At 62.2% G+C, this 22,385-nt stretch carries 25 protein-coding genes; 16 read left to right on the forward strand and 9 right to left on the reverse strand.

Annotation, left to right across the window (positions count from 1 at the left end; genetic code table 11):
• Window positions 1–97: 97 nt before the first annotated feature.
• Window positions 98–1,504, reverse strand: a complete 1,407-nt coding sequence (locus AC1RME_RS08775; RefSeq protein ID WP_096820175.1) for a serralysin family metalloprotease — start codon at window positions 1,502–1,504, stop codon at window positions 98–100.
• Window positions 1,505–1,783: 279 nt separating this feature from the next.
• On the opposite strand from AC1RME_RS08775, the gene AC1RME_RS08780 reads away from it, so the two are divergent.
• From AC1RME_RS08780 to AC1RME_RS08795, 4 genes are all read left to right on the forward strand, one after another.
• Complete coding sequence (locus tag AC1RME_RS08780) at window positions 1,784–3,727, forward strand: DNA topoisomerase III (protein WP_096820176.1); 1,944 nt, start codon at window positions 1,784–1,786, stop codon at window positions 3,725–3,727.
• Between the two features lie 47 nt (window positions 3,728–3,774).
• On the forward strand, window positions 3,775–4,278 hold the full coding sequence (locus AC1RME_RS08785; RefSeq protein WP_096820177.1) for a GNAT family N-acetyltransferase: 504 nt from the start codon (window positions 3,775–3,777) through the stop codon (window positions 4,276–4,278).
• A gap of 45 nt (window positions 4,279–4,323) precedes the next feature.
• Window positions 4,324–4,614 (forward strand): hypothetical protein, encoded by a 291-nt coding sequence (locus AC1RME_RS08790; protein WP_176504837.1) that lies wholly within the window; start codon window positions 4,324–4,326, stop codon window positions 4,612–4,614.
• Between the two features lie 175 nt (window positions 4,615–4,789).
• Window positions 4,790–5,119 (forward strand): hypothetical protein, encoded by a 330-nt coding sequence (locus AC1RME_RS08795; protein ID WP_096820179.1) that lies wholly within the window; start codon window positions 4,790–4,792, stop codon window positions 5,117–5,119.
• A gap of 74 nt (window positions 5,120–5,193) precedes the next feature.
• Here AC1RME_RS08795 and cynR read toward each other — a convergent pair whose 3' ends face one another.
• Window positions 5,194–6,072 (reverse strand): transcriptional regulator CynR, encoded by an 879-nt coding sequence (gene cynR, locus AC1RME_RS08800; RefSeq protein WP_096820180.1) that lies wholly within the window; start codon window positions 6,070–6,072, stop codon window positions 5,194–5,196.
• Window positions 6,073–6,192: 120 nt separating this feature from the next.
• On the opposite strand from cynR, the gene cynS reads away from it, so the two are divergent.
• From cynS to AC1RME_RS08820, 4 genes are all read left to right on the forward strand, one after another.
• A complete protein-coding gene (gene cynS / locus AC1RME_RS08805) occupies window positions 6,193–6,657 on the forward strand; it encodes a cyanase (RefSeq protein WP_011334741.1) in 465 nt (154 codons plus the stop codon).
• An 84-nt stretch (window positions 6,658–6,741) separates the two neighbouring features.
• The gene (locus AC1RME_RS08810; RefSeq protein WP_096820181.1) at window positions 6,742–6,978 is read left to right on the forward strand and encodes a DUF2790 domain-containing protein; all 237 of its coding nucleotides are present in this window, start codon (window positions 6,742–6,744) and stop codon (window positions 6,976–6,978) included.
• 11 nt (window positions 6,979–6,989) lie between these two features.
• Window positions 6,990–7,649: a carbonic anhydrase gene (locus AC1RME_RS08815; RefSeq protein ID WP_096820182.1), complete on the forward strand. Its 660-nt coding sequence runs from the start codon at window positions 6,990–6,992 to the stop codon at window positions 7,647–7,649.
• Between the two features lie 170 nt (window positions 7,650–7,819).
• Entirely contained in the window at window positions 7,820–8,593 is a 774-nt protein-coding gene (locus tag AC1RME_RS08820) for an alpha/beta fold hydrolase (protein ID WP_096820183.1), read from the forward strand.
• Between the two features lie 47 nt (window positions 8,594–8,640).
• Here AC1RME_RS08820 and AC1RME_RS08825 read toward each other — a convergent pair whose 3' ends face one another.
• Both AC1RME_RS08825 and glsB read right to left on the reverse strand, forming a co-directional pair.
• On the reverse strand, window positions 8,641–10,143 hold the full coding sequence (locus AC1RME_RS08825) for an aldehyde dehydrogenase family protein (RefSeq protein WP_096820184.1): 1,503 nt from the start codon (window positions 10,141–10,143) through the stop codon (window positions 8,641–8,643).
• Window positions 10,144–10,212: 69 nt separating this feature from the next.
• The gene (gene glsB / locus AC1RME_RS08830; protein ID WP_096820185.1) at window positions 10,213–11,121 is read right to left on the reverse strand and encodes a glutaminase B; all 909 of its coding nucleotides are present in this window, start codon (window positions 11,119–11,121) and stop codon (window positions 10,213–10,215) included.
• Between the two features lie 241 nt (window positions 11,122–11,362).
• Here glsB and AC1RME_RS08835 point away from each other — a divergent pair, with 241 nt between their 5' ends.
• Both AC1RME_RS08835 and AC1RME_RS08840 read left to right on the forward strand, forming a co-directional pair.
• On the forward strand, window positions 11,363–11,572 hold the full coding sequence (locus AC1RME_RS08835) for an HvfA family oxazolone/thioamide-modified RiPP metallophore (protein ID WP_096820186.1): 210 nt from the start codon (window positions 11,363–11,365) through the stop codon (window positions 11,570–11,572).
• A 57-nt stretch (window positions 11,573–11,629) separates the two neighbouring features.
• Window positions 11,630–12,145 carry an HvfX family Cu-binding RiPP maturation protein gene (locus tag AC1RME_RS08840; protein WP_096820187.1) on the forward strand — a complete coding sequence of 172 codons (516 nt, stop codon included), beginning with the start codon at window positions 11,630–11,632 and terminating at the stop codon, window positions 12,143–12,145.
• Window positions 12,146–12,148: 3 nt separating this feature from the next.
• On the opposite strand, the gene AC1RME_RS08845 is transcribed toward AC1RME_RS08840, so the two are convergent.
• Window positions 12,149–13,753 (reverse strand): L,D-transpeptidase family protein, encoded by a 1,605-nt coding sequence (locus AC1RME_RS08845; RefSeq protein ID WP_493091001.1) that lies wholly within the window; start codon window positions 13,751–13,753, stop codon window positions 12,149–12,151.
• 152 nt (window positions 13,754–13,905) lie between these two features.
• On the opposite strand from AC1RME_RS08845, the gene AC1RME_RS08850 reads away from it, so the two are divergent.
• From AC1RME_RS08850 to AC1RME_RS08865, 4 genes are all read left to right on the forward strand, one after another.
• Window positions 13,906–14,619, forward strand: coding sequence for a murein L,D-transpeptidase catalytic domain family protein (locus AC1RME_RS08850; protein WP_096820189.1), 714 nt, complete (start codon window positions 13,906–13,908; stop codon window positions 14,617–14,619).
• Between the two features lie 167 nt (window positions 14,620–14,786).
• Window positions 14,787–15,038 (forward strand): DUF2790 domain-containing protein, encoded by a 252-nt coding sequence (locus AC1RME_RS08855; RefSeq protein WP_085711463.1) that lies wholly within the window; start codon window positions 14,787–14,789, stop codon window positions 15,036–15,038.
• Window positions 15,039–15,057: 19 nt separating this feature from the next.
• Window positions 15,058–15,729, forward strand: a complete 672-nt coding sequence (locus AC1RME_RS08860) for a heavy metal response regulator transcription factor (RefSeq protein WP_085732003.1) — start codon at window positions 15,058–15,060, stop codon at window positions 15,727–15,729.
• Window positions 15,726–17,141 carry a heavy metal sensor histidine kinase gene (locus AC1RME_RS08865; protein ID WP_096820190.1) on the forward strand — a complete coding sequence of 472 codons (1,416 nt, stop codon included), beginning with the start codon at window positions 15,726–15,728 and terminating at the stop codon, window positions 17,139–17,141. The genes AC1RME_RS08860 and AC1RME_RS08865 overlap by 4 nt, the downstream gene beginning before the upstream one ends.
• Here the strand turns inward: AC1RME_RS08865 and AC1RME_RS08870 are convergent.
• Window positions 17,086–18,486, reverse strand: coding sequence for an MFS transporter (locus tag AC1RME_RS08870; protein WP_096820191.1), 1,401 nt, complete (start codon window positions 18,484–18,486; stop codon window positions 17,086–17,088). The two genes, AC1RME_RS08865 and AC1RME_RS08870, sit on opposite strands and share 56 nt — an antisense overlap.
• Before the next feature lie 103 nt (window positions 18,487–18,589).
• Here AC1RME_RS08870 and AC1RME_RS08875 point away from each other — a divergent pair, with 103 nt between their 5' ends.
• Window positions 18,590–19,477: a LysR family transcriptional regulator gene (locus tag AC1RME_RS08875; protein ID WP_096820192.1), complete on the forward strand. Its 888-nt coding sequence runs from the start codon at window positions 18,590–18,592 to the stop codon at window positions 19,475–19,477.
• Here the strand turns inward: AC1RME_RS08875 and AC1RME_RS08880 are convergent.
• Entirely contained in the window at window positions 19,474–20,094 is a 621-nt protein-coding gene (locus tag AC1RME_RS08880; protein WP_096820193.1) for a cell wall hydrolase, read from the reverse strand. The genes AC1RME_RS08875 and AC1RME_RS08880 overlap by 4 nt on opposite strands.
• Window positions 20,095–20,294: 200 nt before the next feature.
• Between AC1RME_RS08880 and AC1RME_RS08885 the strand changes: the two genes are divergently transcribed.
• Window positions 20,295–21,146, forward strand: coding sequence for a CAP domain-containing protein (locus tag AC1RME_RS08885; RefSeq protein ID WP_096820194.1), 852 nt, complete (start codon window positions 20,295–20,297; stop codon window positions 21,144–21,146).
• 81 nt (window positions 21,147–21,227) lie between these two features.
• On the opposite strand, the gene AC1RME_RS08890 is transcribed toward AC1RME_RS08885, so the two are convergent.
• Entirely contained in the window at window positions 21,228–21,380 is a 153-nt protein-coding gene (locus AC1RME_RS08890; protein ID WP_074688757.1) for a DUF2474 domain-containing protein, read from the reverse strand.
• Window positions 21,367–22,383: a cytochrome d ubiquinol oxidase subunit II gene (gene cydB, locus AC1RME_RS08895; RefSeq protein WP_096820195.1), complete on the reverse strand. Its 1,017-nt coding sequence runs from the start codon at window positions 22,381–22,383 to the stop codon at window positions 21,367–21,369. Before cydB ends, AC1RME_RS08890 begins: the two co-directional genes overlap by 14 nt.
• Between the last annotated feature and the right edge of the window lie 2 nt (window positions 22,384–22,385).

Below are 22,385 nucleotides of genomic sequence, written 5' to 3' on the forward strand. Positions count from 1 at the left end.
ATCTCGTCGGGTTCGCAGCCGAACGGTTTTCCGCCCATAAAAAAACCGCAGCCGGCGAAGGCTGCGGTTTTCCGGTTTCAGATTTTCCGTTTTCAGATCAGGCGACGATATCGGTCGCCACGGCCTGCCCCACTACACCCACTGCGAAGTCCACCGAGCCCTGGCCCGTCAGGTCGATCATCAGGCTGGTCTGGTTGGTCTGTTCGAAGTAAGTGAGGATCGCGTCGCCCGCGTGCCCGGTAAAGCCGCTGACGAAGTTCAGCGTGGCCGCCCCCGTGGCAAAACCGGCGATGCCCGACAGGTCGATCTTGTCCAGGCCACTGGTGAAATCCATGATCCAGTCCGGCGCGGTCATGGTCGAATCGCTGGCAGCGCCGAACACGAAGGTGTCTGCGCCTTCACCGCCCCACAGCGAATCACCACCGCCACCGCCGTAGATGATGTCGTTGCCGGCACCGCCAATCAGGTCGTTGGCCGCCGCGTTGCCGATCAGCAGGTCATTGCCCGAGCCGCCCACCGCGTTTTCAACGGTCACGCCATACGCGATGGAGACGTTGCCCACCAGGCCGCCAACGTCGGAGAACGAACCTTCGTTGAGGTTGATCTTCTGGTTCTGGCTGAAGCCGGAGAAGTCCAGGGTGTCGTTGCCGCCGCCGTCCCACACCGAGAACACCACTTTGGAGGTGTCCGAAGTAGCGCTGTAGTAGTCGCGGTCGGCGTTGGAGTTGAAGCCGTACACGGTGTCGTCGGCACGGGTTTCCAGGTTGGCACCGTAGAGTTTCTGCACGGCGACGATGTCGTCCAGCAACGGTGCGGAGGCGTAGGCGCCGCTGCCGTCCTTGCTGAAGTTCTGGTCGGTGTTGGCTTCGCTCCAGTAGCTCATCAGGCTGTAGCCACGGGTGTCTTCGGCGTACTTGGCGTCGCCGTAGGTCGGGTTGCCATTGCCGGCGTTGTAGGCGCCCGGGTGCGACAGGCCTAGGGTGTGGCCGATTTCGTGGGTCAGGGTCTGGCGCCCGTAGTTATTGGTGTCCGGGGTCTTGTTGACCTGGTACTTATCGTTGATCAGATACCACGACTGACCGTCGTAGCTGCTGCCCTGCGGCAGGTAGGCAAACGCCGCGCCGCCGGTGCTGACGTCGTAGTTGCCGAAGGTCATGTGACCGTCGCCACCCTTGCCCTCGGTGAAGGTGACTTTGGCCACGTCCGACCACGATTGCATCGACAGGATGGCCTGGTCTTTCTGCTGAGCGCTGAACTCGCTGAAGTTGCCGAGTTTCGGGTTGTAGTTCGACGGTTTGTCGGTCAGGAACGTGTAGGTCAGATCAATCTTGCCGTCAGCGTTCTTGTCTTGCCACGACATGCCCTTGCGCAGGATTTCGTCGGCGGCCTGGTCGGCAGTGAACGACGGTTTGCCGTTGACGGTCCCGGTGCCACGGTCATACAGGTGGCTGAAGGTGTCGACCGCAGTGAAGGCGCTGCTGGCCTGAGAGGAAGGTTGAGACATGGTGTACGTCCTTGTTTCTAAATGGTCAGTGTCAGACAGAAAAACGGCGATCTTCTGGCGAGATCGTCCTGTCACTCGCCCTGTTGAGGCAGATTGAACCTGCCACAGCCGCCAAGGGGGGCGCTAATCAATTTCTCGATAGCGTCCCCGATTGCCCCGGCGACGGCTGTCATGACCGGCAATCCTTTTATCTGTATATCCATACAGATAAAAGTTGCCCCTTCGCCCGAGTCAGGCCATTCTGTGCGCCTCTTCGGGCAATGATCGACGACGGTGGTTATGCGGCTGTACCTCTGTGAAAAACCTTCCCAAGCCAAGGATATTGCGGCCGTGCTGGGCGCCAGGCGCCGAGGCGACGGCTGCTGGCTGGGAACGGACGTCACGGTGACCTGGTGCATCGGCCACTTGCTGGAAACCGCCCCGCCGGACGCCTACGACGCACGCTACAAGCGCTGGGTGCTGGCGGACCTGCCGATCATCCCGGACAAGTGGAAAATGACCGTCAAGCCGCGCACTGCCAGCCAGTACAAGGCAGTCAAACGCCTGCTCGGCGAGGCCAGCGAACTGATCATCGCCACCGACGCCGACCGCGAAGGCGAGATGATCGCCCGGGAACTGGTGGAACATTGCCGCTATCGCGGGCCGATCCGCCGCTTGTGGCTGTCGGCACTGGACGAAGCATCGATCCGCAAGGCTTTGGCGGCTCTGAAGCCGGGCGCTGAAACCTTCAGCCTCTATCACTCGGCATTGGGGCGCTCACGAGCAGACTGGCTGATCGGGATGAACATGAGTCGCCTGTTCACCCTGCTTGGCCGGCAATCCGGCTATCAAGGCGTGTTGCCGGTGGGCCGGGTGCAGACGCCGACCCTGCGGCTGGTGGTGGATCGCGACCGCAGCATCGCTGACTTCGTGCCGGTGGCGTACTGGGCCATCGATGTGCAACTGCTGCACAACGGCACGGCGTTCACGGCGCAATGGCGCGCGCCGAACGATGCCTGTGACGATCAGGATCGCTGCCTCAATCAGGCTCTCGCCCAACAAGCGGCCGCCGCAATCAGCAGCGCCGCCAGCGCCCGGGTGGTCAAGCTGCGCACCGAGCGCATGCGCGAAGTGGCGCCCCTGCCCTTCGATCTCGGCACCTTGCAGGAAGTCTGCTCGAAGAAGCTCGGCCTCGGCGCCCAGGAAACCCTCGACATTGCCCAGGCCCTCTACGAAACCTACAAAGTCATCACCTACCCGCGCAGCGATTGCGGCTACCTGCCCGTGAGCCAGCACAGCGAGGCGCCGGGGATTCTCGCGGCGCTGCGCCAAGCCGACCCGAGCCTCGACGCCTTGCGCGAACATCTGGAGCCACAGCGCCGCTCCCGCGCCTGGAACGACGCCAAGGTCAGTGCCCACCACGGCATCATTCCCACCGCCGCCGCGAAGAATCTCGAACGCCTGACCGGCAAGCACCGCGCGGTCTACACGCTGATTCGTGCGCGGTATCTGGCGCAGTTCCTGCCCAATCATGAATACGACCGCACTCAGGCCGATTTCGATTGCGCCGGTGAAGCCTTGCGTGCCGTCGGCAAGCAGATCATCGAGCCGGGATGGAAACGCGCACTACCGGAAGCACTGGCCCCGGCCAAGGGTCGTGAAGCCCCTGCCCCGCAAACCCTGCCGACGCTGACCCAGGGCGCCGAGTGCGCTATCGCTGACGTGAAGCTCAAAGACTTGTGGACGCAGCCACCCAAGCCCTACACCGAAGGCGATCTGATCAAGGCGATGAAAAACGTCGCCAAACTGGTGGAAGACCCTCTGCTCAAGCAAAAACTCAAGGACACCACCGGCATCGGCACCGAAGCCACCCGCGCTTCGATCATTCAAGGCCTGCTGGATCGTGGTTATCTGGTGAAAAACGGCAAGGCCCTCGCCGCCACGCCCGCCGCGTTCAGCCTGATCGACGCGGTGCCGCGAGCGATTGCCGACCCCGGCACCACGGCGATTTGGGAACAAGCGTTGGACATGGTGCAAAGCGGCGAGATGAGTCTGGAAGAGTTCGTCACCAAACAGGCCGCGTGGATGAGCAAGCAAGTGACCCGTTGTGCCGGCCTGAGCCTGACCATCAGCGGCCCGCCCCCTGCCGGCAAAGCCGCTGCACCGTGGAAGAACAAGCGCAAGACCACTCGGCGCAAAACCACCGGCACCAGCAAACGTACGACGAAACCGGCAGCCAAATAGCCCGCTGCGCGCTACTGTTTCTGCAGTGATGGTCAGGAGCCAGCGACATGTCTGTCATCGAACTGCGCGTCGCCCGGCGCGACGAACTGGACACCCTCGAAAACCTGATGCAGTTCTACACCTACGACTTCAGCGAATGGCTGCCGCTGAAGCTGGGCGGGCATGGTTTCTTCCCGATCCAGTTGAAGGACGATTACTGGCGCCAACCGGCAACCCGGCCATTCCTGATTCACGTCGACGGCGAACTGGCGGGGTTCGTGACCGTCGATGACCACCTTCTCATCGAAGGCGCCGATTACAACATCGGCTATTTCTTCGTCAGCCGGCGCTGGCGTGGCCAAGGCGTCGCGCAGTTTGTCGCCTCTGCCCTCTTGAGCCATCTGCCTGGTCAATGGCAAATTTTCCATGTCGACGCCAACCTGCCTGCGCAGCGGTTCTGGGCCAGGGTCATCCCTGAGGTGAGCGGCGGCGACTTCACTCGCCAGCAGAAAACCGTAGACGGTTATCCCTGCACGTTCTACTGCCTGCGCAGCCCTTCCCACGCTGCCTGAACGGCTCTTTTCTCATTCCAGAATGACTTTGTCCGACAATATGTAGTGACCAAAAATAATCACTACAAAACCGTTGACGGCGTCGTTTTGCTTTTGCATGATGCAGACGTCTCCCCGATCGGGAGCACTGGCAACACGCTTGAGCAAGCTCGTCTGACCGCCGAGCTGTTTTTTCCGGATACACGCTGCCCACAAGGCAGATTGAAGAAGCTGACCTGGCCTGAACGTCCAGTACAAGGACGAGAAGCGCTGGCGAAAATTCTCAAGACGCTTGTGGTCGACCCTGAAAACGTCGTCAAGGAGCCTCCCGGTTTTCGCTGCTTCTCCTCGTTGTGACGCTATTGCGTAGCAGTTATTCAACACGACTACATGCAACAGATGCATGACCCCGTACTTCACACGGGCGACCGCTGACGTCCTGGTTTCGGTGCCAGGGATCAACTAACCGATGGGCTACCTGTATTAGCGAATCAACTTTGAAAGATCACCAGACTGGTCAAGGGGCAAAATCATGAATCTGAACAATCAACCAACTATCGAAGAACTGGCTCGTATGTTCGCTGCGCAAAAAGACAGCCACGACAGCCATATTCTGTGGATCAGCAAGTCGGGGCAGGTGCATATCGACTGCCTGTCGCCCCATGCTGGTGAAGACGAGTTCGACCGGAACAACCAGAACCTGCTGGCCCGCCTGAAGATGTACCGCCGCGGCCACGGCTATGTCGGCAAGAAAGCCGCGGCCGACAAGGACTTCATCGGTAATGTTCTGCAAACGCTGAAACAGGCGTGGGACTCGATGCAGAACAACAACGAAGTTCGGGTGATTGATCGGTTCTACTGAGTTCTAACTTCAATAAACAAAAGGGCCTGCTTCCGATAAGGAGCAGGCCCTTTTTTATTGATCACCCGCAATGTTCATGAACGGTTTTCCAACACCATCTCCATGAACGCCACCGCCGCCGCACTGTGATAATTGTTCTTGCGCCGCAACAACGCCGCCCCCCGCTGCGGCGCCTCACTCTCGACCCGCAACCGGCGCAACGCCCGATCCTCCGTCGCAATCGCCTCCGGCAGCATGGTCGCAATCGGCGCATGCCGGATTACTTCCAGCAATGTACTTACCGAGTTCACCTCGATCTGCACCTTGGGCGTAATGCCATGCTGGCGGAAATACTCGTCAATCGACAGCCGCGTGATGAAGTCCGGCGCCAACAGAGCGAAATCCAGCTGCGCAATGTCATCCGGCGTCAGCACTGCAGCACTGTCATGCAACGGATGTTCACGCCCGACCATCACGCCCAGCGTCTCGACAAACGCCGGAATGCATTCAATGTCCGTGTTGCGCACCGGTGTGAAAGCAATCGCGATATCCAGCGAGTCATCCGCCAGCCCGGCCTCGATGTCATCCATCGACAACTCGAAAATCTCCAGGTGAATCCCCGGATACCGCGCCACGTAATCGCGCACCAACGGCCCCACCAGATACGCCATGAAGGTCGGGGTCATGGCCAGGCGCAGCGAGCCTCGGGACAGATCCTTCACGTCATGCAACGCGCGCTTGCCCGCCTCCAGTTCCACCAGCACCCGCCGCGCGCACTCGATATAGGCCTGACCAGCGTCAGTGGGCTTTACGGAACGTGAGGTGCGATCAAACAGATCCACGCCGAGGCTTTCCTCCAACTGGCGGATCTGCTGCGACAGGGTCGGCTGCGACACGTGCAGCGCCTCGGCCGCCCGGGTGAAACCGCCGTGATCGGCCACGGCCAGCAGGTAACGCAAATGTCGCAGCAGCATGGGGCTCTCCATCTATAGGCAGTGCTTATGCCTTGCATTGTATATCGGTCTTGGACGCTATGGATCAATCGGCAGAAGATGAACCCCACACAGCAAGCCAACCCCGAAAGGAGAAACACCATGCAATCTCAAGCCTACAACGACAGCCGCATCGCCCTGACCACTCGCGCCCTGGATGCCAAGGCACAGAAAAACCTGTCGTGGCAGGACCTGGCCGACGGCACCGGCCTGAGCCTGGCCTACGTCACCGCCGCCCTCCTCGGCCAACACCCGCTGCCAAAAGCCGCCGCGGAAGTCGTTGGCGACAAGCTTGAGCTGAGCGCCGAAGACGTCGCCGCCCTGCAAATCATCCCGCTGCGCGGCAGCCTCGATGGTGTGCCGACCGACCCGACCATCTACCGCTTCCACGAAATGATCCAGATCTACGGCACCACCCTGAAGGCACTGGTTCACGAACAATTCGGCGACGGCATCATCAGCGCGATCAACTTCAAGCTCGACATCAAGAAAGTCGAAGACCCTGAAGGCGGCTCCCGCGCCGTGGTCACCCTCGACGGCAAGTTCCTCCCGCTGCGTCCGTTCTGATCCATCCCGAGCCCGCACCCCGCGTGCGGGCCCGCCCAAACCTGAATTGCCAAGTCGTCACCACATCCGTCTGGAGGCTGCCCCATGCAAAAAATTCTGTTGTCCCTGGCCCTGCTCGCCGGCCTTTGCGCTCAAGCACAGGCCAGTGAAGAAGCTGTCGCCTACCGCTACGGCATGCAACTGGACATCGCGCAGGTCGTGAGCATCACCCCGGTCGCCGACGTCTGCGGCGTAGTGCCGGTCGAGATGACCTACCTCGACAGTCACGGCGCAAAACACATTCTTCAATACAGCGAGTTCGGCACTGGCTGCTCCAACTGAGAGGACACACCATGAAAAACCTGATCGAAGGATTCCTGAAGTTCCAGAGCGAAGCCTTTCCGCAACGCACTGAACTGTTCAAATACCTGGCGACTACCCAGACCCCGGGCACCTTGTTCATCACTTGCTCCGACAGCCGCGTAATTCCGGAACTGCTGACCCAACAAGAACCCGGCGAACTGTTCGTGATCCGCAACGCCGGCAATATCGTGCCGTCCTACAGCCCGCACCCGGGTGGGGTTTCGGCGACGGTGGAATACGCGGTGGCCGTGCTTGGCGTGACCGACATCGTGATCTGCGGCCACTCCGATTGCGGCGCCATGACCGCCATCGCCCAGTGCAAATGCATGGATCATCTGCCCGCCGTCAGCGGCTGGCTGCAACATGCCGAGTCGGCGAAAGTGGTCAACGAATCGCGGCCACACGCCAATGACGCCGCCAAGCTGAGTTCGATGGTGCGCGAGAACGTGATCGCCCAACTGGCGAACATTCAGACCCACCCGAGCGTGCGTCTGGCCCAGGAGAAAGGCCTGCTGAACCTGCACGGCTGGGTGTACGACATCGAGACCGGTTCCATCGATGCCTTGAGCGCCGACCGCCGCACCTTCGTCTCGCTGGCCGAGCAACCGTCGACGTGCGCGGTGTATGGCCAAACGGTCGATGCCGCCTGAACCGAACGCCCCGCACCTGCCGGGGCGTTTGCTTTGTATCAGCGTGTAGCCAGCGCCCTGCCAGACACAGTTCCATGCACCCGCACCGGGAGGCGGACACATCAGCGATACAGCGGGCACCTTGAATAGCCCTGACGCTGCATCCCTCCTCCCGACACAAGGAACATTCAATGAACAAGCTGTTTGCAGGACTGGCCCTCGCCGCCGCCATGGCCGGCGCCACCTCGGCGATGGCCGCCGAGAAACCCACCGTGGTGCTGGTGCACGGTGCCTTCGCCGACTCCAGCAGCTGGAACGGTGTGGTGAAGATTCTGGAAAAGGACGGTTATCCGGTGATCGCGGCGGCCAACCCGCTGCGTACGCTCAAGGGCGATGCGCAATCAGTCGCCGACGTGCTGGCCGGAATCAAGTCGCCTGTGGTGCTGGTCGGCCACTCCTATGGCGGGCCGGTGATCAGTGAAGCCGCGTACGGCAACGCCAACGTCAAGGCGCTGGTGTATGTCGCGGCACTGGCGCCCGAAGCGGGTGAAACCGTGGCCGGACTGGCCGGCAAATTCCCCGGCAGCACCCTCGGTCCGACCCTCGCGCCGCCCGTTACCCTGAAGGATGGCGGCAAGGATCTGTACATCCAGCAGGACAAGTTCCATGACCAGTTCGCCGCCGATGTTCCAAACGCCGACGCAAAACTGATGGCCGCCACCCAGCGCCCGGTCACCGAGGCCGCGCTGAACGAGGCAGCCAGCGAGCCCGCATGGAAAACGATTCCGTCGTGGTTCGTGTACGGCGACAAGGACAAGAACATCCCGCCACAAGCCATGGCGTTCATGGCCGAACGGGCGCACGCCCAAAAGACCGTGGTGGTCAAAGGCGCGTCCCATGTGGTGATGGTGTCGAATCCGAAAACCGTGGCCAGCCTGATCGAATCCGCCGCCACCGCCAAGTGAAACAACAACGCCGCGCCTGTCATTGCGACAGGCGCGGCGTTTTGGTTTTAGCGTTTTACGCCCAGATCGACCTGGGTCATGCGGCTGCGCACGGTGAACACACCGTCTCCGGAAAGAATCGCGCTGCGGGCGAACAACCGTCCGCTCTCCCAGTTCGAAAGCCCCAGTTCCGGCTTGTTCAGCGCGTACTGGCCGTCGACCCAACGGGTAATCCCGTTGCCCACGAACGGCGCGTTGACCGCGCTGTAGAAACGCTCCTGAACCGCCGCGTCTTCGCTGATCAGCGACACCGTGAACTGCGGGCTGTAACGGTTGAACAGTGCGATGGCCTGATCCAGATCGTCGACGATCATCAGGCTGGTTTCCGGGGTTTCTTCCCATTCCCACTCGCGGCCCAGTTGCGCTTCCGGCAATGGCTCGGCCAGGGCTTCGGTCTGGTAACCCTCGGCGCGATAGACCTCGACCGTCGCGTTCTGCCAGTCGCTCGGCAGGTAGCTTTCGCTGCCTTCGACGATGTGCAATTTGCAGCCCTGACCGCGCGCGGTGCCGGCCTGCTGCAAGGCATCGAGGAACAACGGCACCAGTTCAGCGGCACGCTCGCGCTGGATCAGGCAGACGTTGAGGGTGTTGCAGACCTTGCGATCCAGCGAGTTACGTACCACAGCGGCGAAGCGTTTGGCGTCGGCATCGCGATCGGCGATCAGCCACGCGCCACCGGTGCCGTGCAGGCTGACGGCGGTGCCGGCCTGCTGGGCGATGCTACCCAACTGGCTGACCGCACGGCCCGAACCACGGGCCACCGCCAGCGACAGACGCCGGTCGGCGAACATCGCCCAACCGGCGGCGTGGTTGACGCTCTCGACCAGCGACACCGCACCCGCCGGCAGCCCGGCATCGGCCAGCGCCGGGTTCAAGGCGTGAGTGACGATAGCTTGCGCGGTGCCCAACGCATCGCTGCCAATGCGCAGCACGGCGGTATTGCCGGTGCGCAATACACCAGCGGCGTCGGCGAAGACGTTCGGCCGGCCTTCGAACACAAACGCGACGATGCCCAGCGGCGACACCACTTGCTCGACCTTCCAGCCGTCGTGTTCGACGCTGCTGATAACCTTGCCGCGCGTGGCCGGCGCATCACGCCAGGCGCGCAGGCCGGCGATCATGTCGCGGCGCATGCGCTCGTCGGCGAGCAAACGGGTGGTCGAACGACCGCGTGCCTTGGCCCGTTCGATGTCAGCGAGGTTGGCGGTTTCGATCAGCGCCCAGGCGTCCGGGTTTTCCAGGCGTTGGGCAAACAGATCGAAGAAACGGCTGATGGCTTCATCCGACACAGCAGACAACGCAGTAAACGCCGCCGCTGCACGCTCGATCGCCACCGAAGCCGCCTGCTGATCCACCACCGGAATCAGCAACAACTCGCCACTCACCTGCTCCACCAACAGGTGGTCGCCGGGTCGGAAACGCTCGGCCAGTTCGGGGCTGACCACAGTGACGCGGTTACCGGCGAAAGGGATGGGCGTGCCAGCGACGAGACGTTCGAGCGCGAGAGACATGGAGCGGATTCACCATATTGAGGGCGGCCGGAAAATGTATAGCTTGCCCACCCTCAAAGCAACACAGGCTCAGAACACCGACCAGCCAATCCGCGAACTGAGCATTTCCAGCGCCGCCATGCCCGCCAGCGAGTTGCCCGCTGCGTTGAGTTCAGGCGACCACACGCACACCGTGAATTGCCCCGGCACTACGGCAACGATGCCGCCACCGACACCGCTCTTGCCCGGCAAACCGACACGGTAGGCGAAGTTGCCGGCCTCGTCGTACAGGCCGCTGGTGGCCATGATCGAGTTGACTTGCTGGGTCTGGCGACGGGTGAGGATCTGTTCGCCGCTGTGCTTGCAATAGCCGTCGTTGGCAAGGAAGCAGAACGCCCGGGCCAGGTCGATGCAGCTCATGCGCAATGCGCAGTGGCTGAAGTAGCTGCGCAGCACCGCTTCGACGTCGTTGTGGAAGTTGCCGAAGGATTGCATCAGGTAGGCCATCGCCGCGTTGCGTGCGCGGTGCTGGTATTCAGACTCGGCCACTTTGCCGTCGACCATCACCTGCGGATTGCCCGACAACCGTCGCACGAAATCGCGCATCGACAAGGCCGGTGCAGCAAAACGTGACTGGTTGATGTCGCAGATCACCAGCGCCCCGGCGTTGATGAACGGATTGCGCGGACGGCCGCGTTCGAATTCCAGCTGCACCAGCGAGTTGAACGGCTGGCCGGACGGCTCGTGGCCCAGTCGCTCCCAGATCGCCTCGCCGGAGTGTTCGATGGCCTGCACCAGGCTGAACACCTTGGAAATACTCTGTACCGAGAACAGTGTCTCGGCATCGCCGGCGCAATACATCTCGCCGTCGTTGCCGTACACCGCGATGCCCAGTTGATCGGGCGGCACGGTGCCGAGGGCTGGAATGTAGTCAGCCACCTTGCCCTGCCCGATCAGGGGCCGGACAGCGTCAAGGATCTCGTTCAACAGCGCTTGCATGCCGGGTCTCGAAGTCTCGCCCCATGGGATTGCGGGGACACCGTGGCTAGACGCTGCGCCCGCCAGCCGAATCACACCGCGTTTGTGTATCGCACTGTATACGACGCGGCGACGGACACACCACGAGCACAAATCCCCCCGTTCGCGACACATCACCGATACAGCCCGACGTTCAAATGAACCTGTCGATCGGCAGCCCCGATCAAGCCTTTGAACTCACATTTCGTATCGGAGATTCACCATGACCAAACTCTCGAAAACCTCCCTGACGCTCGGCCTGCTGCTTGCCGGTGGCCTGGCCCTGTCCAACGCCGCTTCGGCTTCCGAGGCGTTCAGCGTCAAGCAACTGGATCACGGCTACAGCCAGACCCAGGCCCAGGCCCAGGCCGACACCCCGGAAAAAACCTCGGAAGGCAAATGCGGCGAAGGCAAGTGCGGTGCCGGCGAATAACCCTCTTCACGGGGCACGCCGGTGCCCCGTTTTCCCTTGATTGAACGGAGCCATCCCATGACCACTGCTCTCTCGACGGCCGTCAAAGGCCTGCACCTGAATCTTGATCGCGCAGGCCAATGGCTGGCGCCGCTGACCCTGCGCCTGTTCATCGCCTGGGAGTTTTTCGAATCGGGCCTGGAGAAATTCAACGGCCAGAACTGGTTTGAAGACATTCAGGACCGTTTCCCGTTTCCCTTCGATCACTTGCCGGCGACGCTGAACTGGGAACTGTCGATGTGGGCCGAACTGATCTGCGCGCTGGCGATCCTGATCGGACTCGGCACGCGGATCTCGGCCATTTCGCTGATCGTGGTGACGGTCGTCGCCACCGCCGCCGTGCACTGGCCGGCAGACTGGTCGTCGTTGAGCGAACTGGCGCAGGGCTACGCGATCACCAACAAGGGCTTCGGCAACTTCAAGCTGCCGGCGATTTACCTGGCTGCGCTGGTGCCGCTGGTGTTTGCCGGGGCCGGCAAATTGAGTGTGGATGCGTGGCTGGCGCGTTTTTTCTGGAAACGCGCCAGCCGCTGAGAATCAATGCGCCTGGTCAAGGCCCGCCAGCAACGCGCTGTCACGGCTGTAGATGTCCGGCGCGTAGAGCACGCGGCCCTTCCCGTCGACCTGTGCCGTCCAGTAAGTCATCAGGATCGGCACCGGGTTGCTCAGGCGGAATTCATGGGTAGCGCCGGTGGCGAGCAAGGTGTCGGTGCGAGCCCTTTCCGCCGGGCTGAGCAGGAAGTCGCGCAGTTTCATCGGATGCTCGACCCGCACACAACCGGAACTGAACGCCCGTGGGCCCTTGTCGAACAGCGCCTTGCTCGGCGTGTCGTGCAGGTACACCGAGAACGGGTTCGGGAAGCGGATGACCATTTGCCCCAGCGGATTGCGCGGCCCGGCGTCCTGGCGCAGAAGGATATTGCCGGGGTTGTCCCAGTCGATGTCGGCGGCGGCCAGCGGCTGGCCATTGGCGTCGAGCACTTGCAGGTTCTGACGGCTGAGGAAGGTCTGATCCTTGCGGATTGCCGGCAGTTTGTCTTCTTTCCAGATGGTCGGCGGCACGGTCCAGGTCGGGTTCAGCGTCAGGCGCGTAACCCGGGATTTGAGCAGCGGCGTCTGGCGCTCGGCGCGACCGACCTGGGTGCGGGTCTGCCACACCGGCTCGCCGTCCTGATACAGGGTCAGTTCCGCAGCGGCGACGTTGACCAGTAAACCATCGGGCTCCATGTCCTGGGCCAGCCAGCGGAACCGTTCAAGGTTGACCCGCAGCTGCTCGCGGCGCGTCAGCGGGCTGATGTTCATCTCGGCAATCGTTCCCGGCCCGACCACACCGTCGGCCTGCAACGAATGGTTGGCCTGGAAGCTTTTCACGGCTTCCACCAAGACACCGTGATAGGCGTTGTCCGGCGTGCCGACCACACTGCTCAGATAACCTTCGCTGTACAGCCGCTTGGCCAGTTCCGGTACGCGTTTGTCTTCCATGTCCGGACGCAGCAGCGGTCCGTTGCCCACTGATTGCCAGTGCGGCAAGGCTTGCAGGCGTTGCGCGGCATAGAGGTGACGCAGGTTCTGATATTGCGCCAGGTTCGGCCGCGCCAGATCGAAGGCCGCCGCCATGTCATGCATGCCCGGCACGGCGATGGCGAGCAGTTCGGCCTGACGGTCACGCGGCGTTTCGTCGGCGTGCCACAGCGGTTCGAAGTGCGATTGCAGCAGACGACCGTAATGCAGGTCCTGCAAGGCTTGCAGGTAGTTGCGACTGATGTCGATGTCGGCGCACAGATCGCCGTCCTGCGGAACTGTTTCTGCGACCGGATAGCGTTTCGGATTGAGGCCATCGTCGGCCAGCAGCTGCAATTGCGCGTGCAATTGCGGCAATTGCCCGGCCGCCGCCCACACCGGCAGCCAGTCCTGCTGCTGATAGAACGCCTGCAACTGTTCAAGCGCCGGGCCGCCGAGACGGGCGGCAATCGCCGGGCAGAACTGAGGCAGGCTGATCAACGCGGCCTGCAGCGGGCTTTGCGGCTCGACAGGCATTTCTGCCGGCAGTGTCGGGAGTGCCGGCAGAGGCTCATCGGCACAAACGACAAACGGCGCAGCGAGCAAACAAATGCTCAAGTAGCATGCGTACTTTTTGAACAACTGCTTTACTCCAATCCATGGCCGTCTTGATTGACGGTCAACCTTACATCAGGTGCGGTGATACAGTCAGGTCCGATTCGCGGGCCTGCCGGGGACGACTGGACGTCAGGAGCCAAAGTGCCAAACATGTAACCAGTGAGGACTCACTTTAAATGTTGACGTTTTTGCGCCGACTTCTGCTGACTGCCACTGCCATCGGGCTGGTGACCAGTCAGGTTTTTGCCGCCGGCACCTCGCAGCCGGTTCTCTACAACAGCCTCGCCCACGCCGCTCCGGAACTCAATCCCCAGGCGCTGAAAGGTGCCTTGAACGCCATGCAATGCGCAATCAACAACGGCGCGAAGCAGTCCCGTCACCTGGCGATCATCGATTATTCGCAACCGTCCACCGAGCGACGCCTGTGGATCTTCGACCTGACCAAGAAAAAACTGATCCTGCGCGACCTGGTCGCCCACGGATCGATGTCCGGTGATAACTTCGCCACCCGGTTCTCCAACCGCGAAGGCAGTTTTCAGTCCAGCCTTGGACTGTTCCGCACCCAGGAAAGTTACGAAGGCACCCACGGTTATTCGCTGCGCATGGACGGTCTGGAACCGGGCGTCAACGACATGGCCCGTGACCGCGCCATTGTGATCCACGCCGCCGACTACGTGAATCTGTTCTGGAGCAAACGTACGGGCCGACTCGGCCGCAGCCAGGGTTGCCCGGCCGTACGCCCGCAAGTTGCCAGACGCGTGATCGACAGCCTGAAGGACGGCCAGTACATGTTCTCCTGGTACCCGGACCAGCACTGGCTGAAGTCCTCGCCGTACCTCAACTGCCAGCCGCAACAGATCGCCAGCATTCTCAGCACCCATGGCAGCTGAAAATATTCGCTGTAAAAAACATCCCCTGTTCTCACAGGGGATTTGTGTTTTCAGGGTTTCATTACAGCTTTGTCATTGAGTTGTCGGTTTGCCGAGCGGATCGCTCGGTAGCCTGAAGTTGTTCCGGCACCACTGCCGATCCACTTCACCGACACGAGTGACTCATCATGAAAACCCTGATCCTTGCCTTCACCGCCCTCCTCGCCACTGGCACCGTGTTCGCCGCCGAAATGCCGGACAACACGGTCATTCACGACACCAACGGCTTCTACGTGCACCTGGATGTCGACAAAGTCCTCTCCAGCACCGATATTTCCCAAGCCTGCGGCGTCATTCCCGCACGACTCAACTACCTCGACCACCAGGGCCGCGAACATGTGCTGGACTATCAAGTGCAAGGCAGCGGTTGCACCAACTGACCAGTGAGGCGCAGTGCCCATGAATATCCTTGTCGTCGAAGACGAACCCAAGGCTGGCAATTACCTGCTCAACGGCTTGCAGGAACTGGGTTACAACGTAAGCCTGGCCCGGGACGGCGCCGACGGTCTGCACCTGGCGCTGGAACACGACTTCGACGTGATCGTGCTGGACGTGATGATGCCCAAAATGGATGGCTGGGAAGTTCTGCGCCGGCTGCGCAAGGAAGCCGACACGCCGGTGCTGTTCCTCACCGCCCGCGACGACATCGCGGATCGGGTCAAGGGCCTGGAACTGGGCGCCGACGACTACCTGATCAAACCGTTTTCCTTCGCCGAACTGGTGGCGCGCCTGCGCACGTTGACCCGGCGCGGGCCGATCCATGAAGAAGAGCAATTGCAGGTGGCCGACTTGCAGATCGACGTGCTCAAACGCCGGGTCACCCGCGCCGGCAGCCGGATCACCCTGACCAACAAGGAATTCGCCTTGCTGCAACTGTTCGCCACCCACACCGGCCAGGTGCTGTCGCGTTCGCTGATCGCCTCGCGGGTGTGGGACATGAACTTCGACAGCGACACCAATGTGGTCGATGTCGCCGTACGCCGCCTGCGGGCGAAGATCGACGACCCGTTCCCGCTCAAGCTGATCCACAGCGTGCGCGGCATCGGCTACCGCTTCGATACCCAGCCATGAAAGTCACCGGCACTTACTCCCTGACATTGCGCCTGGCGCTGGTGTTCGCGGTGCTCGCCTTTGCTGCGCTGGCAGGCCTGGGCGCGGCGCTTTACAACCAGCTGGAAGAACAACTGACCCGCCGCGACGACATCCAGTTGGTCAGCCGCATCGATCAGTTGCGCACCATCCTCAACGACAGCAACACCCTGGAGTTGATCAAGAACAAACCGGCGCTATTTCAGAACATGCTGGGCAACCGCGAAGCGCTGTTGACCATCGGTGCGCCGGGGCAACCGCCCTTGTTCGTGGTCAACCCCAGCGACCTGGCACTACCGAGTGTGCCCGCCGTGCCGGTCGACCATGTAATGGCCCTCAACGACGTGCAGCATTTGCCGAGCATCAACGGCGTGCCGTTCTCGGCGGTGGCGGCCAGTATCGACTCCGGCGACCAGGGCAATCTGCAAGTGCTGATCGGCAAGGTGATGAGCGAACGCACGGCGATGCTCGCCAACTACCGACTCAGTGTGTACGGCCTGGCGTCATTGGCGGCGATTGTCCTGGCGCTGGTGGGCTGCCTGCTGGTGTATCGCGGCCTGCTGCCGTTGCGGCGGATTGCCCGGCATGCCCACGGGATCGGCATCGCCAACCTCGGCGAACGCCTCGACCGCCACGGCACGCCTCGGGAATTGCAGCCAATGATCGAAGCCTTCAATGCGATGCTGGACCGGCTCGACCGAGGTGTTGCGCAACTGAGCCAGGTCTCCACCGACATGGCCCACGAACTGCGCACGCCGATCAACAACCTGCTCGGCGAAACCCAGGTCGCCCTGCAACAGCACCGAAGCGTCGACGCCTATCAACAGCTGCTCGCCTCCAACGTCGAAGAACTCGAACGGCTGGCGCGGATGCTCGACAACATGCTGTTTCTCGCCCGCACCGACCCGGCCAGTGCCCTGAGCCAGCGTCAGGAGCTGGACGCCTGCGATGAGATGCAGCGCATCGCCGATTACTTCGAAGGATTGGCGGCGGATGTCGGCATCAGCATCGAGGCCCGAGGCAGTGGCGTGATCTGGGCCGAACCGATGCTGCTGCGTCGGGCCCTGGCCAATCTGTGCGCCAACGCGATCAAGTACGGCGCAGCGGATTCGACGATGCAGGTCGAGGCCATTGCCGAAGCGGACGGCAGCTATCTGCGGGTGTGCAATCAGGGCGCGACGATTCCTGCCGAACACCTGTCGCGGCTGTTCGAACGCTTCTATCGCGCCGATCCGTCCCGCGAGCGTTCGGCCCAATCCAACGGTCTGGGTCTGTCGATCGTGGCGACCATCATGCAATTGCATCAGGGCCGCTACAGCGTCAGCAGTGCTGATGGTGTCACCTGCTTTGAGCTGTTTTTTCCAGCCCGGGAGACGCGAGACGCAGGTGTGTGAGGGCTCCGAGCGCAAGCGCCGCGACCATCAACGCTGTGGCAACGCCGAAGGTCATGTGCAATCCGCCGGCGATGACTGCGGCCGGCGCCTGAGTCGGATCGTCCGTGGCCAGGGCAAACACCGCGCCCATCGCCGCCGCCCCGGTGATCAAGCCCAGATTGCGCGCCAGCCCGAGCATGGCCGAGACCACCCCGCGCTGATCCTGAGCGACGCCGGACATCAACCCGGTGTTGTTGGCAGCCTGGAACAGCGCATAACTCAAGGCCACCAGCGTTATCGGCAGCACATACGCAAACACTCCGAAACTCATCGGCAACAACGCCAACAGTCCGCAACCGCAGGCCAATCCCAGTAATGCGCCCGGCACCATCCGCCGCGCACCGAAACGATCCACCAGACGCCCCGCCGGTACACCGCTGAACGCCGCCAACAGTGGCCCGATCGACAACACCAAGCCGACCTGAGTGCTGGAAAGGCTCAGTCCTCGGCTCAAGTAAAACGGCCCGACCACCAGCGTGGTCATCATGACCGTCGTCACCAGTAACGTCAGCGCCAGACTGCTGCTGATTCGTGTGTCGGTGAACAATGACAGGTGAATCAGCGGCGCCTTGCTCTTCATCTCGACAAGGACGAACAACCCCACGCCCAACAGACTGATCAGCAACAACGTCTGGGTGAATCCCTCAACCGTCATCGCCAGTGCATAGGTCGCCAGCGTCACCATCAGCACCGCGGTGCCGGGATAATCAAACGCAACTGGCTTGCGGGCGATTCGATCCTTGGGCAGATAGCGATACACCAGCCATGCGTTGAGCAAGCCCAACGGCACATTGATCACAAATATCGACTGCCAGCCGACATGCGCCATCAACAGCCCACCGAGCGACGGCCCGAGGGTGGTGCCGGTGGCCGACATCGTGGCCAGCAACCCCATCGCACTGCCGGCCCGGGATTTAGGCACCGCATCGGCCACCAGCGCCACCGTCAAAGCGAACATGATCGCTGCACCCAGGCCTTGCACCGCCCGCGCACCGATCAGCCAGCCAAGGCTCGGCGCCAGAGCGCAAGCCAGCGAAGCGGCGGTAAAGATACCGATGCCGATCAACAGCAAGCGCCGCCGACCGAAGCCGTCACCCAGCCGCCCGACACTGACAATCAACGTGGTGACCGCCAGCAGATAGGCCAGCACGATCCACTGCACTTGTTGAAACGTCGCATCGAACGCCGCCGCCAACGTGGGCAATCCGGCGTTGGCAATGCTGGTGTCCAGCGATGGCATCAGCATCGACAGCGCCAGACTGGTCAACGCCCAGCGGGCTGAAGGGCTCAGGGGTTCTCGGTGCATGGGGGGCTCACAGGGCAAAGGTCATGGGACATAGCCTGAGCCTCGACAATACAAGGCGCAAGACGCATGCTTTGCACTTGATACCTGCATGGAACGCCATGTCATGAATGCACCGGACCTGAACCTGTTGATCACCCTCGACGTGCTGCTGAGCGAAGGCAGCGTGGCCCGCGCCGCCGAGCGGCTGCGCCTGAGCCCGTCAGCCATGAGCCGGGCGTTGGCCCGTCTGCGGGAAACCACCGGGGATCCGCTGCTGGTACGCGCCGGTCGCGGACTGGTGCCAACCCCGCGTGCGCTGGAGCTGCGCGACCGGGTCAGTTATCTGGTGCAGGAAGCCGAAGCGGTTCTGCGCCCTGCAGAGGTGCTCGATCCTGGCCAGTTGCGGCGCACCTTCACCCTGCGCAACACCGACGGGTTTGTCGAAACCTTTGCCGCCGCCCTGCTCGCCCGCATCGCCGAAGAGGCGCCCGGCGTACGTCTGCGCTTTGTGCAAAAAGCCGACAAGGACAGCACGCTGTTGCGCGAAGGCCGGGTGGATCTGGAAACCGGTGTGGTCGACGACAGCACCGACCCGACGCTGCACAGTCGCATCCTGTTCCGGGATCAGTGGATCGGTGTGGTGCGTGAGGGGCATCCGTTGAGCAGCGGCAAGGTCAGCGCCAAACGCTTCGCTGCAGGCCAGCACATTCTGGTGTCACGCCGCGGGCGCAGCAGCGGCCCGGTGGACGAGGCATTGCTCGCCTTCGGCCTGACGCGGGATATCGTCACCTCGTTCGGCGGGTTTTCGGCAGCACTGACGCTGGTCCGTGAATCAGACCTGATCGCCACTGTCCCGGAACGTCACACCAGCAAACTGCGGACGGGCCTGCACAGCTTCGCCCTGCCGCTGCGCATGCCGGACATCAGCGTGTCCATGCTCTGGCATCCACGCATGGACGCCGATCCGGCGCATCGCTGGTTGCGCAATTGTGTGCGAGAGGTTTGCGCCTAGCGCGCCTCCCCGTCCTTGGGTTTGTAAAACAGGAATTTCCCGGTCTCGGCGGTCTTGGTGTACTTCTTCGCCCAACTCGGGTCGACGTTGTGGTCATGAAAGTACAGCGCGCCATGGGTGCGATCCGTGAGCTGGCGGTTCAGCGCCTTGCCGGCGATCTCCTTGGCCAGCGCGTATTCGGCGTCTTCCTTGACCTGATCGGACTTGCCATCGCACCACCAGGAAAACTGGCAACTCTTGGTTTCCGAGCCCTGCTTGACCACCTCGCACACGGTGCCCGGAAAACCGTCGTGGCCGAGACGATTCATCACCACGTTGGCCACGGCTTCCATTTCCGCCGTGTCCTTGCCCTTGGCTTCCCAATAGATACTGCGCGCCAGACATGTGATCGGGTCGTCGAGCGGCGCGGTGCCGGCCGGGTCGACGGCTTGCACCTCTTTCGGGGTGATGGCTTCGGACTTCGGCGCCGGGGGCGCGTCGGGTTTGTCGGCAGCCTTCTCTTCCAGTACCTCGGCTTTCGCTTCGGCCTTTTCCTTGATGGGCGCCTGATCGGTGGCCATTGCCGCGCCGCTCAGCAGGGTCAACACAAGACAACAGATCAGCCCGTGCAATTTCATGATCGATTCTTCCGGCAGCGCCCCTTGCGGGCAAAGTGTTACGTGGCTGAGACGCCCGGATTCCGGGGCCCTCGCAGAGGGTAGACGGTAGAGTCGGCGGCATCGTTCCGCAGAAAAAACCGCTCGGTGAAGAAAAAGACATTGCGCGAACCCGGGGCCTTTCGCGCATCATGGGCGCACTCAGCCCAAGGGAGATTTCCATGCGCTTCATGCCATCCGTTATGCGACTCGCCGTGTTGTCCACGGGACTGGCGCTGGCCACCTCGGCCATGGCTACCGACGAGTCGCAACTGGTCGAGTCGATCAACAGCTACCGCAGCCAGCCGCAGCGTTGCGGCACGCAGGCGTCCAGTGAGTTGCCGCCGCTGTCGGCCGACCCGCGCCTGATTCTGCCGGCCAGCGGCGTCGTCGATCTGCAGCAGGCGATGGCCAGTGCCAGCTACCCGATGGTCAATGTGCAGGCGATCACCCTCAACGGCCCTCGCGATGCGGCGTCGGCGATGAAGGCGATTCAGGAGAGCTTCTGCCAGGTGGTGCTGGATCCACAGTTCGTCGATATCGGCGTCAGCCGCGCCGACCGTGACTGGCGCATCACGCTGGCCCGACCGCTGCTGTCGGCGCGCCTGGGCGATGGGCAAGCCGAAGGCCAGAAGTTGCTGACACAACTCAACGCCGCCCGCAGCCAGCCACGCCAGTGCGGCGGCCAGGCCTTCTCGGCCGCCGCGCCGCTGGCGTGGAACGCCGTGCTCGGCGGTGTGGCGCAGGATCACAGCCGTCAGATGGCCAACAACAATTATTTCGACCACAAGGACCGCGACGGCCGTACCCCCGGCGACCGCGCCGAACTGGCCGGGTACAGCGGTCAGCAGGTCGGCGAAAACATCGCCGCCGGGCAGGATACCGTGCAGAAAGTCGTTGCCGGCTGGCTCGCCAGCCCCGGTCATTGCGCCAACCTGATGAACCCGCAATACCGTGAGCTGGGCGCGGCCTATGCCGTCGATCCGAAGAGCAGCGCCGGCATTTACTGGACGGCGATGTTTGGCGGGGATTAAACCTCAGGGCACCCTCTCCATCTGGGGAGGAAGGAAAATGCAGGCAATAAAAAACCGGAGCCAGGCTCCGGTTTTTTTGGGTCAGTGGGTTCTCATCCCCGCCGCATACATCGCCAGTTTCAGCAGACTCGCCACCACCGCCAGCGAGACCACGCTGCCGGACCAGATCAGCAGCAACCAGCCCAGTCGTTTGTACCAGCGGCTTTTCACTTCACGCATTTCAATGGTAGCCATCGCCAATCCTCACTTTGCCGCGGAAGACGTAGTAGTTCCAGAAGGTGTACATCAGGATCACCGGCAGGATGAACAGTGCGCCGATCAGGGCGAACAACTGGCTGGTGGCCGGTGATGCCGCCGCCCACAGGCTGACCGAGGGCGGGATGATGTTCGGCCAGATGCTCAGCGCCAGCCCGATGTAACCGAGGAACATCAGCACCAGGGTGAACACGAATGGCCAGTGGGTGTGCCGCTGACGCAGCGAACGCAACAGACCGAACAGCGACAATGCCGCCAGCACCACCAGCCCGGCGAACACGGTCAGGTGCGCATGGTTGAACCAGCGAGTGGCCAGTTCCGGGTGCAGCTGCAGCGTCCACGCGCCGATCACCACCACCATCGCCAGCAACAGCCAGGCGAGCGGACGGCTGTAGTGACGCATCCGCGACTCGAGCATGCCTTCGGTCTTGACCAGCAGCCAGGTGCTGCCCAGCAACGCGTAAGCGACCACCAGACCGACACCGCAAACCAGCGGGAACGGTGCCAGCCAGTCGAGACCGCCACCGGCAAACTGCCGATCCACCACCGGAATCCCGGCCACATACGCGCCGATCACCACGCCCTGGGAGAACGTCGCCAGCAGCGAACCGCCGATGAACGCCCAGTCCCACAGATAGCGTTTTTCCGCTGGCGCCTTGAAGCGAAACTCGAACGCCACACCGCGGAAAATCAAACCCGCCAGCATGAAGATCAGCGGCAGATACAGCGCCTCCAGAATCACCCCGTAAGCTAGCGGAAACGCGCCGTACAGCGCCGCACCGCCGAGCACCAGCCAAGTTTCGTTGCCGTCCCAAACGGGTGCGACGGTGTTCATCATCACGTCGCGTTCCTGCTCGTCGCTGATCAGCGGAAACAGGATCCCGAGGCCCAGATCGAAGCCGTCCATGATCACGTACATCATCACCCCGAAGGCGATGATCACGCCCCAGATCAACGAGAGATCGATACCTTGAATACCCATGA

This window comes from Pseudomonas sp. GW822-FHT03F08, assembly GCF_058801265.1.

Coding starts and splice junctions, on each gene's coding strand:
- AC1RME_RS08775 (WP_096820175.1), bottom strand. CDS start 1,504: ATGTCTCAACCTTCCTCTCAGGCCAGCAGCGCCTTCACTGCGGTCGAC.
- AC1RME_RS08780 (WP_096820176.1), top strand. CDS start 1,784: ATGCGGCTGTACCTCTGTGAAAAACCTTCCCAAGCCAAGGATATTGCG.
- AC1RME_RS08785 (WP_096820177.1), top strand. CDS start 3,775: ATGTCTGTCATCGAACTGCGCGTCGCCCGGCGCGACGAACTGGACACC.
- AC1RME_RS08795 (WP_096820179.1), top strand. CDS start 4,790: ATGAATCTGAACAATCAACCAACTATCGAAGAACTGGCTCGTATGTTC.
- cynR (WP_096820180.1), bottom strand. CDS start 6,072: ATGCTGCTGCGACATTTGCGTTACCTGCTGGCCGTGGCCGATCACGGC.
- cynS (WP_011334741.1), top strand. CDS start 6,193: ATGCAATCTCAAGCCTACAACGACAGCCGCATCGCCCTGACCACTCGC.
- AC1RME_RS08810 (WP_096820181.1), top strand. CDS start 6,742: ATGCAAAAAATTCTGTTGTCCCTGGCCCTGCTCGCCGGCCTTTGCGCT.
- AC1RME_RS08815 (WP_096820182.1), top strand. CDS start 6,990: ATGAAAAACCTGATCGAAGGATTCCTGAAGTTCCAGAGCGAAGCCTTT.
- AC1RME_RS08820 (WP_096820183.1), top strand. CDS start 7,820: ATGAACAAGCTGTTTGCAGGACTGGCCCTCGCCGCCGCCATGGCCGGC.
- AC1RME_RS08825 (WP_096820184.1), bottom strand. CDS start 10,143: ATGTCTCTCGCGCTCGAACGTCTCGTCGCTGGCACGCCCATCCCTTTC.
- glsB (WP_096820185.1), bottom strand. CDS start 11,121: ATGCAAGCGCTGTTGAACGAGATCCTTGACGCTGTCCGGCCCCTGATC.
- AC1RME_RS08835 (WP_096820186.1), top strand. CDS start 11,363: ATGACCAAACTCTCGAAAACCTCCCTGACGCTCGGCCTGCTGCTTGCC.
- AC1RME_RS08840 (WP_096820187.1), top strand. CDS start 11,630: ATGACCACTGCTCTCTCGACGGCCGTCAAAGGCCTGCACCTGAATCTT.
- AC1RME_RS08850 (WP_096820189.1), top strand. CDS start 13,906: ATGTTGACGTTTTTGCGCCGACTTCTGCTGACTGCCACTGCCATCGGG.
- AC1RME_RS08855 (WP_085711463.1), top strand. CDS start 14,787: ATGAAAACCCTGATCCTTGCCTTCACCGCCCTCCTCGCCACTGGCACC.
- AC1RME_RS08860 (WP_085732003.1), top strand. CDS start 15,058: ATGAATATCCTTGTCGTCGAAGACGAACCCAAGGCTGGCAATTACCTG.
- AC1RME_RS08865 (WP_096820190.1), top strand. CDS start 15,726: ATGAAAGTCACCGGCACTTACTCCCTGACATTGCGCCTGGCGCTGGTG.
- AC1RME_RS08870 (WP_096820191.1), bottom strand. CDS start 18,486: ATGCACCGAGAACCCCTGAGCCCTTCAGCCCGCTGGGCGTTGACCAGT.
- AC1RME_RS08875 (WP_096820192.1), top strand. CDS start 18,590: ATGAATGCACCGGACCTGAACCTGTTGATCACCCTCGACGTGCTGCTG.
- AC1RME_RS08880 (WP_096820193.1), bottom strand. CDS start 20,094: ATGAAATTGCACGGGCTGATCTGTTGTCTTGTGTTGACCCTGCTGAGC.
- AC1RME_RS08885 (WP_096820194.1), top strand. CDS start 20,295: ATGCGCTTCATGCCATCCGTTATGCGACTCGCCGTGTTGTCCACGGGA.
- AC1RME_RS08890 (WP_074688757.1), bottom strand. CDS start 21,380: ATGGCTACCATTGAAATGCGTGAAGTGAAAAGCCGCTGGTACAAACGA.
- cydB (WP_096820195.1), bottom strand. CDS start 22,383: ATGGGTATTCAAGGTATCGATCTCTCGTTGATCTGGGGCGTGATCATC.